Below are 15,121 nucleotides of genomic sequence, written 5' to 3' on the forward strand. Positions count from 1 at the left end.
TCGTGCTACTCGCCGGAGTCCTCGTCCACCCAGTCGAAGGTCTTCGTGACGGCCTTCTTCCACTGCCGGTAGAGGCGCTCGCGCTCGTCCTCGGGCATGGACGGGGTCCAGCGCTTGCCCTCGACCCAGTTCTCGGTGACGTCGGACTCGCCCTGCCAGAACCCGACCGCGATGCCGGCCGCGTAGGCGGCGCCCAGCGCCGTCGTCTCGGCGACCTCGGGGCGGACGACGTCGACGCCGAGCTGGTCGGCCTGGAACTGCATGAGCAGCTCGTTGGCCACCATGCCGCCGTCGACCTTGAGCTCGGTGAGGTCCACCCCCGAGTCCGCGTTCATCGCGTCCATGACCTCGCGGGTCTGGTACGCCGTGGCCTCGAGGGCCGCGCGGGCGATGTGGTTGCGGTCGACGTACCGGGTCAGGCCGACCAGCGCGCCGCGGGCGTCCGGGCGCCAGTACGGGGCGAACAGGCCGGAGAACGCCGGCACGAAGTACGCGCCGCCGTTGTTCTCGACCTTGCGCGCGTAGTACTCGACGTCCGGAGCGTCGGAGAACAGCCCGAGGTTGTCCCGGAGCCACTGGACCAGGGACCCGGTCACCGCGATGGACCCCTCGAGGGCGTAGACGGCGTCGGCGTCACCGATCTTGTAGCAGACCGTGGTGAGCAGCCCGTTCTCCGACGGCACCTTCTCGGTACCGGTGTTGAGCAGCATGAAGTTGCCGGTGCCGTACGTGTTCTTGGCGGTGCCGACCTCGAAGCACGCCTGCCCGAAGGTGGCGGCCTGCTGGTCGCCGAGGATGCCGGCGATCGGCACGCCGGGCACCATCCCGCGCGGACGGCCCCGGCCGTACACCTCGGACGAGGAGCGGATCTCGGGCAGCATCGACAGCGGGATGCCCATGTCGGCAGCGATGTCCTCACGCCAGCTCAGGGTGTCGAGGTCCATGAGCATGGTGCGCGAGGCGTTGGTGACGTCGGTGACGTGCACGCCGCCTTCGGTCCCGCCCGTCATGTTCCACAGCACCCACGTGTCGGTGTTGCCGAACAGCAGGTCCCCGCGCTCCGCGGCCTCGCGCGCCCCGTCGACGTTGTCGAGGATCCACTTGATCTTGGGCCCGGAGAAGTAGGTCGCCAGCGGCAGGCCGACGACCGACTTGTACTTGTCGGGGCCCTCGTCGCCGCCGAGCTCGTCGACGATCGCCTGGGTGCGGGTGTCCTGCCAGACGATCGCGTTGTACACCGGCTTGCCGGTGTTCTTGTCCCACACGACGGCGGTCTCGCGCTGGTTGGTGATGCCGACGGCCGCGAGGTCCTCGTGGGAGATGTTGCCGCGGGTCAGGGCCAGGCCCACGACCTCACGGACGTTGTTCCAGATCTGCTCGGCGTTGTGCTCCACCCAGCCGGCCCGGGGGAAGATCTGGTCGTGCTCGATCTGGCCCGTCGAGACGCTGCGGCCCGAGTGGTCGAAGATGATGGCACGCGAGCTCGTCGTGCCCTGGTCGATGGCGAGGACGTAGTCCGCCATGGTGTGCTCCTTTGCTTGACGTGTTCAGGGGAAGAGGCTGCGCGGCGGGTCAGCCGAAGGCCACCGCGGGGGCGAGCAGGCCACCGAGGACGCCGCCGACGATCGGGCCGAGGACGGGGACCCAGGAGTACCCCCAGTCGCTGGACCCCTTGCCCTTGATGGGCAGCAGGGCGTGCGCGATCCGCGGGCCGAGGTCACGTGCCGGGTTGATGGCGTACCCGGTGGGGCCACCGAGGCTGGCGCCGATGCCGACCACGATGAGGGCCACGGCGAGCGGTCCCATGTCACCCGGCCAGTTGCCGAACGACAGCACGAGGAAGACGAGGAAGAACGTGCCGACCACCTCGGTCACGAAGTTCCACCCGTAGGAGCGGATCTCCGGCCCGGTCGAGAAGACCGCGAGCTTGGTGGCGGGCGGCGCCTCCTCGTCGAAGTGCTTCTTGTAGGCGAGGAACGCCACGGCGGACCCGACGGCGGCGCCGGCCATCTGGGCCGAGATGTAGATGAACCCGTTCGCCGCGTTGACCGGGATGCCGGGGCCGAACTCGGAGGCGCCGCTGGCCCAGATCCCGAAGGTCACCGCCGGGTTGATGTGGGCACCGGAGCTGAAGGCCACGAACACACCGGCGAACACCGCGAGGCCCCAGCCGAAGTTGATCAGCAGCCAGCCACCGTTGAACCCCTTGGTCTTGGGCAGGATGACGTTGGCGACGACGCCGGCACCACCCAGCAGCAGGATCATCGTGCCGAGGAACTCGGTGATGAAGAGCTCACCTGACGACATTGTCGTACTCACCTTCTGTCGGACTTCGTTGTCGTGGCCCCGGCGGCGCCGGGGCCGTACGAGTGGGTGGAGAGGCCGCGCCGTGGCGGGCGGCCGGTCAGCTGCCGCGCAGCGGCTGCATGGGAGCCACGTCGGGAGCCTGGGCCCGTGCCTGCTCGGCGGACCCGTCGTCCGGCTGCCGCGCGGCGTCGTCCTCGGCGTCGGCGCGGGCCCGGTACGCCTCGATCTCGGCCTGCTTCTGCTCCTCGTCCCAGCCGAGCAGCGGTGCGACGATCTCGGCGATCTCGTCGAGGGCGGCCCGGCCCTTGTCGGCCACCTCGTAGACGAGGCGCGTGCGGCGCAGGAGCAGGTCCTCGAGGTGCAGGGCGCCCTCGTGGCTGACGGCGTAGTGGATCTCCGCGCGCAGGTACGCCGGGGCGTGCTCCAGCGGCCGGGCGAGCGACAGGTCCTCCTCGCAGAGGGTGACCAGCTCGCGCAGCGCCGAGCCGTAGCGGTGCAGCAGGTGGTCGAGCATCGCGGGGCTCCAGCGGTAGCGCTGCGACCAGGCCCGCGCCTGCCGTCGCACCGCGGAGAGCCCGACGGCCCCGACCAGGGGGATCTGGTGCGTGACCGACGGCAGCGCGTGCGCCCGCTGGCCGATCGCGAAGTCGACCGCGTCCTTGGCCATCACCCGGTAGGTGGTGAGCTTGCCGCCCGCGATGACGGTCAGGCCGGGGGCGGGGGACGCCACCGTGTGCTCACGGGACACCTTGGAGGAGCCGGTGCCCTCCTTGGTCCCGGGCTGCAGCAGGGGCCGCAGGCCGGCGTACGTGCCGATGATGTCCTCCCGGGTCAGCGGGTGGGCCAGCACGGCGTTCGCGTGGTCCAGCACGTAGTCGATGTCGGCGGCGGTGGCCACGGGGTGCACGGGGTCCTGCTCCCACGGCGTGTCGGTGGTGCCGATGATCCAGTAGCGCGACCACGGGATGATGAACAGCACCGACTTCTCGGTCTGCAGGATCAGACCCACCGTGCCCTTGATGCGCTCGCGCGGCACCACGATGTGGATGCCCTTGGAGGCGAGCACCCGCAGGCCGCCCTCGTCGCCGGCGAGCGCCTCGGTGTCCTCCGTCCACACGCCGGTCGCGTTGATCACGTGCCGGGCGCGGACGCTGATCTCGCGGCCCGTCTCCAGGTCGACGACGACGGCGCCGTTGACGGCGCCGGTGCCGCTCTTGGTCAGGGCCACCACCTGGGTGCGCGACGCGGCGTGGGCGCCGTAGTCGACGGCGGTGCGCACGAGCGTGCTCACGAGGCGCGAGTCGTCCACGGACGCGTCCCAGTACTGCACGGCGCCGATGGCGGCCTCGTGCGCCAGGTCGGGGAACTTCTGGGCGATCTGCCGGCGGCCGAGGTGGCGGTGGAGCGGCATGGCCCGGCGACCGGGCGCGATCGCGGCCAGGGTGTCGTAGAGGGCGATGCCGGCGCCGACGTAGGCCCGCTCCCACACCCGGTGCTCGAGGGGGTAGAGGAACGGCACGGGCTTGACCAGGTGCGGAGCGATCTGCTTGAGGAGGAGGTCGCGCTCGGTCAGGGCCTCGTGGACCAGCGAGAAGTCGAGCATCTGGAGGTAGCGCAGGCCGCCGTGGACGAGCTTGCTGGACCAGCTGGAGGTGCCGGCCGACCAGTCCTGCGCCTCGACGATCGCGGTGGACAGCCCGCGGGTGACGGCGTCCAGGGCGATGCCGGCGCCGGTGACGCCTCCGCCCACGACGAGCACGTCGAGCTCGGTGGCGGGTTCCTGCGAGCTCTCCAGGGCTGCCAGGGCCCGGGTGCGTGACTCTGCGGTGAGGCGGGAGGCCATCGGTCGTGCTCCTCTCGGTGGGGACGACACCAGAGCAGCACTGCGGGAACGTTCTCGCAACCTGGGTGCACGAACGTGCAAAAAGAAGGTTCCTGCGTCACCCTGGGAAGGTGACGGTCACCCGGGAACGCGACATGGTCATGGCCGCGACCATGTACTACCTCCAGGACATGAAGATGGAGTCGATCGCGCGGCACCTGCGCACGTCGCGGTCGACGGTGTCGCGGCTCCTCAAGCGCGCGCGGGACACCGGCGTCGTCGAGATCACGCTGCGCCCCGCCCACTCCCGGGCCCCCGGGCTCGGGCGCGAGCTGGTCTCGCGGTACGGCATCGAGGCGTACGTGGTGCCCGTGGCGGACTCGGCCGACGACGCCGAGCGGCTCGGCCAGGTCGCCCGCACCGCCGCGCGGCTCGTCTCGCGCTGGTACGACTCCGACATGGTGCTCGGCGTCGCCTGGGGTACGACCCTGGGGGCGGTGGCCCAGCACCTCACGCACAAGGCGACCCGCGGCTCCTCGGTGGTGCAGCTCAACGGCGCGGCCAACACCCGGACCTCCGGCGTGAGCTACGCGGGCGGCCTGATCGACCAGATCGGAGCGGCTTTCGAGGCCAACGTGCACCACTTCCCGGTACCGGCGTTCTTCGACTACGCCGAGACCCGCGCCGCCATGTGGCGCGAGCGGTCCGTGCGTCGCGTCCTCGACTTCCAGTCCCGCACGGACCTGGCCGTGTTCTCGGTCGGGGCGCTCACCGGGGTGCCGTCCCACGTGTACTCGGCGGGCTACCTGGACCCCGAGGACGTCGCCACGCTCGACCGCGCCGGGGTGGCCGGGGACGTGTGCACCGTGTTCCTGCGGCCCGACGGCACCTACCGCGACATCGCGATCAACGCGCGGGCGACCGGGCCGACGCCGGACCAGCTGCGCCGGATCCCGCGCCGGCTCTGCGTCGTGGCCGGGGACAACAAGGTGGGTCCGCTGCGGGCGGCGCTCGCGGCCGGCGTCGTGACCGACCTGGTGATCGACGAGATGACGGCCGTGCGGCTCGCCGACGCCGAGGGCATGCCCTGAACATTCGTGCGTGGCGGTCATAGGGTGGGCGCGTGCCCGAGAGCTTCGCGGTCCGCCCCGCACTGCCCGCCGACGTCCGCGACGTGCGCCGGCTGGTCGAGCCGTACGCCACCGAGCGGATCCTGCTCGCCAAGGAGATGGTCGGCTACTACGAGGCGGTCCAGGAGTTCGTCGTCGCCGACGGCGGGCCCGACCACGGGGTCATCGGCTGCGGCGCGCTGCACGTCATGTGGGAGGACGTCGCCGAGATCCGGACGCTGGCCGTCGACCCGTCCTGGACGGGACGCGGGGTCGGGCACGCGCTCGTCACCGAGCTCGTCGGACGGGCCCGCGCGATGGGCCTGCGCCGGCTGTTCTGCCTGACGTTCGAGGTGGGGTTCTTCGCCGCGCACGGCTTCCAGGAGATCCAGGGGACCCCGGTCTCGCACGAGGTCTACGCCGAGCTGTTGCGCTCCCACGACGACGGCGTCGCCGAGTTCCTCGACCTGGCCCGCGTGAAGCCGAACACTCTGGGCAACACCCGGATGCTGCTCGAGCTCTAGGGAATCATGCCGGCAGCAGGTAGCGCCCGGCGTCGTCGGTCTCCGCCAGGCCGTCCTCGACGAGCCCGGCCAGGCAGCGGTCGAGCTGCCCGGCCGGTCCGGCGTCGGCCAGCAGCGCCCGGGGCACGGGAGCGTCAGCGCCCCGCAGCGCCGCCATGACGCGGCCCCGCACCTGCCGGTCGGTGCCCTCCCAGGCCTGGGTCCGCCGTCGGGCAGCGTGCTCGTCGGCCGGGAACCCCGCGAGCCGCCAGGCGCACACCGCCCGCAGCGGGCACGCGTCGCAGCGCGGGGACCGCGCGGTGCAGACGAGCGCGCCGAGCTCCATCGAGGCGGCGGCCCAGGCGGCAGCCGCGGCGTCGTCATCGGGCACCAGGGAGGCCGCGAGGGCGCGCTCGGCCGCCGTGTACGACGGCGCGGGCAGCGCGACGCCGGTGACGGCCCGGGCCTGGACCCGGCGCACGTTCGTGTCCACGACGACGGACCGCCGCCCGAACGCGAACGCCCGCACCGCGCCGGCGGTGTACTCGCCGACGCCGGGCAGCGCGCGCAGCGACTCCTCGTCGGCGGGGACCTCGCCGTCGTGCCGCTCGACGACCGCCCGGGCGCAGTCCGCGAGACGCAGCGCACGGCGCGGGTAGCCGAGCCGGCCCCAGGCGCGCAGCACCTCCGCCGTGGGTGCGGCGGCGAGGTCCGCCGGGGTCGGCCAGCGCTGCATCCACGCGCGCCACACCGGCTCGACCCGGACCACGGGCGTCTGCTGCAGCATGACCTCGGAGACCAGCACGCCCCACGGCGTCCGGTCGGCGGCGCGCCACGGGAGGTCCCGGGCGGCGTCCTCGTACCACGCGGTGACCCGCTCGACCAGCTCCTGCACGGCAGCCATTGTGCCTGGTCCGCACCGGTGCCCGGGCACGCCGCCGACCCGGCGCGGCTGCGTGTCCCGGTACCCCGGACGACGTACCGTGGCGCCGGGAAGAGATGTCCAGGAGGCGGGGCGCAGTGGCGGCAGCGAAGGACCGGGGTCGAGCGGGCTCCTCCCGCGGGGGAGGGGCGTCGTCCTCGTCGCGGGCTTCGTCGTCGTCGCGTTCCTCGCAGCGCACGACGGCGGCCCGCGGGTCGGCGGGTTCGGCCTCGGCCGCACGCCAGCAGGGCGCCAGGAAGCCCGCGGCCTCGCAGCCCGCCGCAAAGAAGTCGGCCGCCACCAGCAAGCCCAGCACCAGCAAGACCACCGCCAAGAAGCCCGCACCGAAGAAGTCCGCGCCCACGAAGCCGGCCCCGAAGAAGTCCGCGCCGAGCAAGCCCGCGGCGAAGAAGCCGGCCCCGAAGGCGTCGTCCGGGCAGCGGTCGGGAGGCCGGCAGCAGCCCCGGACGTCCACGGGCTCGCGCAAGGCGGCACCGCAGGGGGGTGCGCGGCGGTCGTCGGCCGGTCGCTCGACCGGAGGTTCCTCCGCCCGCACGGTGACCACGAACGGTCTCGTCGCCCCCGGCTCCACGCCGCGCCCCCGGCAGCGGCCGGCACCTCGCCAGGCACCGCAGCGGCGGCCGAGGAAGCCGACGGCGGCCCAGCTCCGCCGTCGGCGCTCGCTGCGCAACGGCGCGCTCCTGGTGCTGCTCTGCGCCGGGCTCCTCGTCGGGCTGGGAACGGCCGCCGGCTACGGCATCGGCCGGGCGGTCGACGGCGTGCGCGACCTGTGGCCCGACCCGCGCCCGGACCTCACCGCGGACAAGGCGGCACCGCCTGAGCCGCTCAACCTCTCCGGGCCCGCCGACACCTGCACCGCGAGCGCCGTCGCCCTGGACCTCTCCGCGGGGGCGACCACGCTGGCCGACGGGGACGTCGTGCCGTTGACGCTGCGCGTGACCAACGAGGGCCGCATGCCGTGCCTGCTGGACGGCCGCTCCTCCAGCATGCAGGTGGTGGTGAGCGACGCCGAGGGGGAGCGGGTGTGGTCCTCCGCCGACTGCGGTGGTGGTGGCGGTGCCGACCTGCTGCTGGGGGTCGGTGACCCCTGGGACACGACGGTCCGCTGGAGCGGCTCGACGTCCGCTCCCGGGTGCGAGGGCAAGCGCGAGCGCGTGCCGGCCGGCGACTACACGGCCGAGATCGTCCTGGGCGACGTCCCCGAGGCGGCCGGGGAGCCGGTGACGCTGACGGTGGCGGAGCCGCCCGCGGAGGAACCTGCTCCCGAGGCGTCCGGGAAGGCGGACGAGCAGGCCGACGAGCCGACGGACGAGCAGGCCGACGGGCCGGCGGACGAGAAGAAGACCGAGAAGAAGGCCGACGAGACGGACCCGGCGGCCGAGGACCACGAGAAGAAGGACTGAGTCCTACACGTACCGCTCGAGGATGCTCGACTCCGCGAGGCGGGACAGGCCCTCGCGCACCGCGCGGGCCCGCTGGTCCCCGACGCCGTCGACGCCCATGAGGTCCTCCGCGCTCGCCGCGAGGAGCTTCTGCAGCCCGCCGAAGTGGGCGACCAGCCGGTCGATGATCGACGTCGGCAGGCGGGGCACCTTGGACAGCAGCCGGTACCCGTGCGGCGCGACCGCGGCGTCGAGCGCGACACCGCCACCGGGCAGGGCGAGGACGCGGGCGATCTGGGACAGGTCGAGCAGCTGCGCCGAGTCGAGCGCGGCCAGGTCCGCGTGGACGTCCTGGATGCTGCGGCCCGAGCGGTCCACGTCCACGTAGTCGCGCACGACGAAGTCCCGGTCGGCACCGATGCCGCCGAGCAGCTCGTCGAGCTGCAGGGCGAGGAGGCGGCCGTCGGTGCCGAGCTCGACGACGTAGCCGTCGATCTCGTCGGAGATCCGGCGGACCATCTCCAGGCGCTGCACCACGGCGCAGACGTCGCGGATCGTGACCAGGTCCTCGATCTCCAGCGCGGACAGGGTCCCGGAGACCTCGTCGAGCTGGGAGCGGTACCGCTCCAGCGTGGCGAGGGCCTGGTTGGCGCGGCCCAGGATCGTGTCCGAGTCCTCGAGGACGTGCCGCATCCCGCCGATGTAGATGGCGACGATGCGCATCGACTGGCTCACCGAGACGATCGGCAGGCCGGTCTGCTTGGCCACCCGTTCCGCGGTGCGGTGACGCGTGCCGGACTCGCTGGTCTCGATCGTCGGGTCCGGCAGGAGCTGCACCGCGGCACGGCGGATGCGGGTGGCGTCACGGTCGAGCACCACGGCGCCGTCCATCTTCGACAGCTCGCGCAGGCGGGTCGCCGAGAACTCGACGTCGAGCTCGAACCCGCCGGAGCAGATCTCCTCGACCGTCTTGTCCAGCCCGAGGACGATCAGCGCACCGGTGCGGCCCCGCAGGATCCGTTCCAGGCCGTCGCGCAGCTCGGTGCCGGGGGCGACGGCGGCGAGGGTCTCCCGCAGCAGGGCGTCGGGGTGCGCGTTGGAGGGAGCCACCTGGGCATTCTACGACGGATGGTCCCCGCGGCGCGGGGCCGTCCGCGCCGCGTCCCCCTGGGCCGCGAGCTCCACGGCCTCGGCGATGTGCCGGGCCTCGGCCAGGCGGAGCCCGGCCGGCGCCTTGGCGGCCGTACCGGCGGGGACGACGGCCCGGGTGAACCCGAGGCGTGCGGCCTCGGTGAGGCGGCGCTCCAGCCCGGTGACGGGGCGGATGTCACCGGCGAGACCGACCTCGCCGAGCGCGACGGTGCCCGCGGGCAGCGCGTCGCCGGTCCGGGCCGAGACGATGGCCAGGGCGGTGGCCAGGTCGGCGGCGGGCTCGGTGACCCGGGCGCCGCCGATGGTGGAGGCGTACACGTCGGAGTCGGCCAGCCGCAGGCCGGCGTGCCGGTGCAGCACGGCGAGGATCATGGCGAGCCGCTGCGACTCCACGCCGCTGGTGGCGCGGCGCGGGTTGGCCAGCGGTGAGGGCGCCACGAGCGACTGGATCTCCAGCGCGAGCGGGCGCCGGCCTTCCAACGTCACCGTGACGCAGGTGCCGGGGACGCCCGCGCCCAGGTGGGACAGGAACAACCCGCTCGGGTCGCTCAGCCCCACGATCCCGGACTCCGAGAGGTCGAAGCAGCCGACCTCGTCCGTGGGGCCGAACCGGTTCTTCACCGCGCGCACCATCCGGAGCCGCGAGTGCCGGTCGCCCTCGAACTGGCACACCACGTCGACCAGGTGCTCGAGGGTGCGCGGACCGGCGACGGTGCCGTCCTTCGTGACGTGGCCGACCAGGAGGACGGGCACCTGCCGTGCCTTCGCGGCGGCGATGAGGGCACCCGCGACCTCGCGCACCTGGCTGACGCCGCCCGGCGCCCCGTCGACCTCCGCGGACGCGATCGTCTGCACCGAGTCGACGACCAGCAGCGCAGGGTCCGCCGCCTCCAGGTGCCCGAGCACCGTCGCGAGGTCCGTCTCCGCCGCCAGCAGCAGGGTGTCGGCCAGCGCGCCGATCCGCTCGGCGCGCAGCCGCACCTGACCGGCCGATTCCTCGCCCGTCACGTAGAGCACCGGACGCGCCACGCCGTCCGCCCCCCGAGCCGCGTTCGAGGCGACGGAGAGCAGCAGCGTCGACTTGCCCACACCGGGCTCCCCGGCGAGCAGCACGACCGCTCCCGGGACGAGCCCGCCGCCGAGGACCCGGTCCAGCTCCTCCACACCCGTCGGGGTGGCACGGGCCGCGTCGACGTCGATCTCCGCGATCGGCCGGGCGGCCGAGCGCACCGGGTTGACCGCCGTCGTGCGCGGACCCGCCGAGGCCGGGCCCTCCTCGGCGACCGTGCCCCACTCCTGGCACTCGCCGCAGCGACCGACCCACTTCGCGGTGGTCCATCCGCACGCGCTGCAGCGGAAGGCCGGACGGGAGGACTTCGAGGCGCGCGTGCGCGCAGAGGTCGTGGAGCTCACGGACGTCACGCTAGGCGCCGCTACCGACACCGGGCGGCACCAGGCCGTAGGCTGCTGCGCGACGCCGCCGTCGGCAGCGCCGGAGGTGGCGGGAGCAACCAGGAGGACGTCGATGGTCGACCAGAGGCCCGGGTACATGTCCCCGGGATTCCGGACCCCGGGGGACAAGGTGCATCAGAGGAGCTCGCGGGCCGCCGCCGTCCGCCGCCGCAAGATCGGACTGGTCGTCGCGCTGGTGGTGATCGCCGCCGTCGCCGTCGTGACCGCGTTCGTGTGGCCCGGTTTCGCCCGCCAGGAGGCGGAGCCGCTGCCGGACGTCACCGTCACGGCCGCCCCGCCCACCCCGACGGCCGAGCCCGCCGACCTGCCCGAGGACGCCACCGAGCTCCTGTCCTCCATGCCGGGCTCCGTGCTGCAGCTCGTGCGTCTCGAGGCCGCCGAGGACACCGGGTTCGAGGAGGACACGGAGGCGGTCGAGGCGTGGGGCCTCACCTACGGCGACGGGTCCGACGGCGGCGCGGAGGTCGCGTTCCGGGTCGGGCAGTGGGCCGACGCCGACGCCGCCGGCGAGGTGCACGGTGCGCTCCTGGAGGCCGCGGGGGACACCACCGCCGAGGGCGACGTGACGGTCGGCGGCGAGGTCGTGGGCACGTACGCCGTGACCCCCGGCGAGCAGCCCGGCACGTCCGTCGTCACCTGGCGCAACGACACGGTCGTCCTCCAGGCGCGCGGTCCGGAGCAGCTCGTCCAGGACTTCTACCAGGCCTTCCCGCTGTGACAGGAGAGCACATGACCACGCAGATCGCCGGAACCAGGGTCGCGTTCCTCGGCACCGGCACCATGGCCGAGGCCGTCCTCGCGGGAGCCCTCGGCTCCGGGCTGGCGCCGTCCGACGTCGTCGCCACCGCCCGGCGGCCCGAGCGTGGCGCCGAGCTCGCCGAGCGGTACGGGGTGACCACGACGGCGGACAACGCCGAGGCCGTCACCGGGGCGCGCGTCGTCGTGGTCGGCGTCAAGCCGAAGGACGTCGCCGCGATGCTCGACGCCGTGGCGGGAGCCCTGGAGCCGGACGCCGTCGTCGTGAGCGTCGCCGTCGGGCTGCCGCTGTCGCTCTACGCGCGTCACCTGCCCGCGGGGCAGCCGGTGGTGCGGACCATGCCGAACACGCCCGCGCAGGTGGGTGCCGGGGTGACCGCCGTCGTCGCGGGCCCGACGACGGCGGAGGCGGACGTCGCGCTCGTCGAGGCGCTGCTCGCCGGCACCGGCGAGACCGTGCGGATCGCCGAGAAGGAGATCGACGCGTTCGGGGCGCTCGCCGGGTCGGGGCCCGCGTACGTGTTCTACGTCGTCGACGCGATGGCCGAGGCCGGGGTGCTCATGGGCCTGCCGCGCGACGTCGCGCGGCGGCTGGCCGTGCAGACCGTGCTCGGCTCCGGCCGGCTCCTCGCCGAGACGGGTGAGCACCCGGCGATCCTGCGCGAGAAGGTCTCCTCGCCCGGCGGCACCACCGTCCAGGCGCTCAAGCGGCTGGACGACGGCGGGGTGCGGTCCGCGTTCCTCAACGCCCTGGAGGCGGCGCGCGACCGGTCCCGCGAGCTGGCCGCCGAGCTCGGCTGAGGCGGGTCCCCGTGACCGATGACGACGCCCCCCGGCGCGGGCGGCGCCCGGCCGGTCAGGAGACGCGTGCCCAGGTGCTCGACGCGGCCCGGGCGGAGTTCCTCGAGCGCGGCTACGACGCGGTCTCGGTGCGGGGGGTCGCGCGGCGGGCGGGCGTGGACCCGGGCACGGTGCGGCACTGGTTCGCCGGCAAGCGGGAGCTGCTGACGGCCACGCTGGGCATCGCGCCCGTCGACCCGGCCGCGATGGTCCACCAGGTGCTGGCCGGACCGGTCGAGGGGCTGGGGGAGCGGCTGGTCCGGGGCGTGCTGGGGCTCTGGGACGGCGACGAGGGAGCGACGGTGCGGCTCGTGCTGCCGGCCGTGATGGCCGACCCGGGGCTGCGCGGCCTGCTGCCGGGCTTCCTGGGGGCGGAGGTCCTGGGCCCCATCGTCGAACGGCTCGGGGTGGCGGACGCCCGCCGGCGCAGCTCCCTGGTCGCCTCCCAGGTCGCCGGCCTGCTCCTCACGCGCTACCTGGTGCCGATCGACCCGCTCGCGTCGATGCCGGCGGACGAGGTCGCGCGCCTGGTCGGGCCGAACGTGCAGCGCTACCTCGCCGGGGATCTGGCCTGACCTCTTGCGCCGGCGGGCCGGCAGGAGCAGAATTCACCACATGGAGAAAAACTGGACCGGGCCGGCGCTGCGGACGCGCGGACTGGTCGTGGAGCGCGGCGGGCGCACGGTCGTCGACGGCCTCGACCTGGAGGTCCCCGCCGGGCAGGTGATCGGCCTCCTCGGCCCCTCCGGCTCCGGCAAGACCACGCTCATGCGTGCCCTCGTCGGCGTCCAGGACCACGTCGCGGGCGAGGTGACCGTGCTCGGCGAGCCCGCCGGGACCGCGGCGCTGCGACGGCGCGTCGGGTACGTGACGCAGGCCGCGTCCGTCTACACCGACCTCACCGTCGCCCAGAACCTGCGGTACTTCGCGCGGTTGTCCGGGCTGCCGCCGTCGGACGCTGAGGCCGCCGTCGCGGGGGCCGTCGCCACCGTGGACCTGGGCGGGCACGAGAGGCAGGTCGTCGGGACGCTGTCCGGCGGGGAGCGGTCCCGCGTGTCCCTCGCCGCCGCGCTGGTGGGCGACCCCGACGTGCTCGTCCTCGACGAGCCGACCGTCGGCCTCGACCCCGTGCTGCGCCGCGACCTGTGGGCCACGTTCCGCACGCTCGCCGCCGAGGGCCGCACCCTGCTGGTCTCCAGCCACGTCATGGACGAGGCCACGCAGTGCGACCGCCTGCTGCTCCTGCGCGACGGTGCGCTCGTCGCCGACACCACGCCGGACGAGCTCCTCGCCACCACGGGGGCACCCGACGCCGAGCGCGCGTTCCTCGTGCTCATCGACCGTGCGACCCAGGAGGCCCGATGATGCTCACCACCGCCGGGCGCGTGCTCGGTCAGCTGCGCGGCGACCGCCGCACCGTCGCGCTGATCCTCGTGCTGCCGTGCCTCCTGCTCGGGCTGATCGCCTGGATGTTCGAGGGCACGCCCGTGCTCGACCAGTTCGGGCCGCTGCTCGTCGGGATCTTCCCCCTCATCGTCATGTTCCTGGTCACGAGCGTCGCCACGCTGCGCGAACGGCAGTCCGGCACGCTGGAACGGCTCATGACCACGCCGGTGCGCAAGGGCGACCTCGTCGGCGGCTACGCGCTGGCGTTCGGCGGCCTCGCGCTCCTGCAGGCGCTCGTCGTGGTCGGCTTCGCGCTGCTCGTCGGGATGGACGTCGCCGGACCGCTCTGGCTGGTCGTGGTGGTCGCGCTGCTCAACGCGGTCCTGGGATGCTGCCTCGGCCTCGCCGCGTCCGCGCTCGCCCGCACCGAGTTCCAGGCCGTGCAGCTGATGCCCGCGACCATCTTCCCGCAGCTCATCGTGTGCGGGCTGCTCATGCCGCGCGACGAGATGCCCGAGGTGCTCGAGTGGATCTCGCGAGCCTTCCCGCTGACCTACGCGGTCGACGCCATGCAGCAGATCGCCGTGGGCGCCGAGTGGGCGGACGTCGCCGGGTCCGTCGGGGTGACGGCCGCCTTCATCGTGGGCGCCGTCGTGCTGGGCATCGTCACGCTGCGCCGTCGGACGCCGTGAGCCTCCCGCGCGGCGCCGCGGCGGGCAGGCCGCCGCGGCGCCGCCGGGCCGACGGCGTCAGGACCGCGCCGAGAACCGTTCCAGCAGGTCCGCGTGCCCGGAGCAGACCAGCAGGTCGTTGGCGCTGACGCGCGTCTCCGGGGTCGCGTAGGTGAAGTCGATGCCCGGGGACTTCACGCCGATGACCGTGACGCCGTACTTCTTGCGGATGTCCGACTGCGCCAGCGTGAAGCCCTGCATCTCGCGCGGGGGGCGCATCTTGACGATCGTGAACCCGTCCTCGACCTCGATGTAGTCGAGCATCTTGCCGCTCACCAGGTGCGCCACGCGCGAGCCCGCGTCCGACTCCGGGAAGACGACGTGGTGCGCGCCGATGCGCGTCAGGATGCGGCCGTGCTCCGCCGACACCGCCTTGGCCCAGATCTGCGGCGTGCCGAGGTCCACGAGGTTGCCCGTGATGAGCACCGACGCCTCCAGCTGGGTCCCCACGCCCACCACCACGACGCCGAAGTCCCGTGCGCCGAGCTGCTCGAGGGCCTCCGGGTTGGAGGCGTCCGCCTCCACGACCGGGAGCCGCCCGGACCACTGGGCCACCAGGCGGTCGTCGCTCTCCACCGCCAGGACGTCCTGGCCGAGCCGGTCGAGCGTCGTCGCGATGGACGAGCCGAACCGGCCGAGCCCGATGACGAGCACGCCGGCATCTCGCTCCGATGCCTTCTTGTCTGCCACGGTTTCCTCTCTCGTTCCCGTCACCCG

14 protein-coding genes and 1 pseudogene are annotated in these 15,121 nt (G+C 73.8%); 8 read left to right on the forward strand and 7 right to left on the reverse strand.

Annotated features, from left to right (window positions below; all coding sequences use genetic code 11):
* Positions 1-5: 5 nt before the first annotated feature.
* The 3 genes from glpK to BCL65_RS02955 all read right to left on the reverse strand — a co-directional run bounded on the left by glpK (position 6) and on the right by BCL65_RS02955 (position 4,150).
* Positions 6-1,523: a glycerol kinase GlpK gene (gene glpK, locus BCL65_RS02945; protein ID WP_106264942.1), complete on the reverse strand. Its 1,518-nt coding sequence runs from the start codon at positions 1,521-1,523 to the stop codon at positions 6-8.
* Between the two features lie 49 nt (positions 1,524-1,572).
* On the reverse strand, positions 1,573-2,307 hold the full coding sequence (locus BCL65_RS02950) for an MIP/aquaporin family protein (RefSeq protein ID WP_106264944.1): 735 nt from the start codon (positions 2,305-2,307) through the stop codon (positions 1,573-1,575).
* A 97-nt stretch (positions 2,308-2,404) separates the two neighbouring features.
* The gene (locus BCL65_RS02955; RefSeq protein WP_106264945.1) at positions 2,405-4,150 is read right to left on the reverse strand and encodes a glycerol-3-phosphate dehydrogenase/oxidase; all 1,746 of its coding nucleotides are present in this window, start codon (positions 4,148-4,150) and stop codon (positions 2,405-2,407) included.
* Between the two features lie 110 nt (positions 4,151-4,260).
* Here BCL65_RS02955 and BCL65_RS02960 point away from each other — a divergent pair, with 110 nt between their 5' ends.
* Both BCL65_RS02960 and BCL65_RS02965 read left to right on the forward strand, forming a co-directional pair.
* Complete coding sequence (locus BCL65_RS02960; protein ID WP_106264947.1) at positions 4,261-5,220, forward strand: sugar-binding transcriptional regulator; 960 nt, start codon at positions 4,261-4,263, stop codon at positions 5,218-5,220.
* A gap of 32 nt (positions 5,221-5,252) precedes the next feature.
* Positions 5,253-5,762 (forward strand): amino-acid N-acetyltransferase, encoded by a 510-nt coding sequence (locus tag BCL65_RS02965; protein WP_106264949.1) that lies wholly within the window; start codon positions 5,253-5,255, stop codon positions 5,760-5,762.
* Positions 5,763-5,766: 4 nt separating this feature from the next.
* Here BCL65_RS02965 and BCL65_RS02970 read toward each other — a convergent pair whose 3' ends face one another.
* The gene (locus tag BCL65_RS02970; protein ID WP_106264951.1) at positions 5,767-6,645 is read right to left on the reverse strand and encodes an A/G-specific adenine glycosylase; all 879 of its coding nucleotides are present in this window, start codon (positions 6,643-6,645) and stop codon (positions 5,767-5,769) included.
* A 116-nt stretch (positions 6,646-6,761) separates the two neighbouring features.
* On the opposite strand from BCL65_RS02970, the gene BCL65_RS02975 reads away from it, so the two are divergent.
* Complete coding sequence (locus BCL65_RS02975; RefSeq protein ID WP_106264953.1) at positions 6,762-8,087, forward strand: hypothetical protein; 1,326 nt, start codon at positions 6,762-6,764, stop codon at positions 8,085-8,087.
* A gap of 3 nt (positions 8,088-8,090) precedes the next feature.
* On the opposite strand, the gene disA is transcribed toward BCL65_RS02975, so the two are convergent.
* On the reverse strand, positions 8,091-9,176 hold the full coding sequence (gene disA / locus BCL65_RS02980; RefSeq protein ID WP_106264955.1) for a DNA integrity scanning diadenylate cyclase DisA: 1,086 nt from the start codon (positions 9,174-9,176) through the stop codon (positions 8,091-8,093).
* A 9-nt stretch (positions 9,177-9,185) separates the two neighbouring features.
* Positions 9,186-10,631 (reverse strand): DNA repair protein RadA, encoded by a 1,446-nt coding sequence (gene radA, locus BCL65_RS02985; RefSeq protein ID WP_243400808.1) that lies wholly within the window; start codon positions 10,629-10,631, stop codon positions 9,186-9,188.
* Between the two features lie 169 nt (positions 10,632-10,800).
* Between radA and BCL65_RS02990 the strand changes: the two genes are divergently transcribed.
* The 5 genes and pseudogenes from BCL65_RS02990 (at position 10,801) to BCL65_RS03010 (ending at position 14,365) form a co-directional block, all read left to right on the forward strand.
* Positions 10,801-11,409 (forward strand): hypothetical protein, encoded by a 609-nt coding sequence (locus tag BCL65_RS02990; protein ID WP_125206483.1) that lies wholly within the window; start codon positions 10,801-10,803, stop codon positions 11,407-11,409.
* 11 nt (positions 11,410-11,420) lie between these two features.
* Positions 11,421-12,248, forward strand: a complete 828-nt coding sequence (gene proC, locus BCL65_RS02995; RefSeq protein WP_106264959.1) for a pyrroline-5-carboxylate reductase — start codon at positions 11,421-11,423, stop codon at positions 12,246-12,248.
* 11 nt (positions 12,249-12,259) lie between these two features.
* Entirely contained in the window at positions 12,260-12,862 is a 603-nt protein-coding gene (locus BCL65_RS03000) for a TetR/AcrR family transcriptional regulator (protein WP_106264961.1), read from the forward strand.
* A 40-nt stretch (positions 12,863-12,902) separates the two neighbouring features.
* Positions 12,903-13,412, forward strand: a pseudogene (locus tag BCL65_RS03005) (ABC transporter ATP-binding protein); the annotation flags it as partial.
* 236 nt (positions 13,413-13,648) lie between these two features.
* Entirely contained in the window at positions 13,649-14,365 is a 717-nt protein-coding gene (locus BCL65_RS03010) for an ABC transporter permease (RefSeq protein WP_106264964.1), read from the forward strand.
* A 57-nt stretch (positions 14,366-14,422) separates the two neighbouring features.
* On the opposite strand, the gene BCL65_RS03015 is transcribed toward BCL65_RS03010, so the two are convergent.
* The gene (locus BCL65_RS03015; RefSeq protein ID WP_106264966.1) at positions 14,423-15,094 is read right to left on the reverse strand and encodes a potassium channel family protein; all 672 of its coding nucleotides are present in this window, start codon (positions 15,092-15,094) and stop codon (positions 14,423-14,425) included.
* Positions 15,095-15,121 lie beyond the last annotated feature (27 nt).

This window comes from Isoptericola halotolerans, from assembly GCF_003003075.1.
GTDB classification, from domain to species: Bacteria; Actinomycetota; Actinomycetes; order Actinomycetales; family Cellulomonadaceae; genus Isoptericola; species Isoptericola halotolerans_A.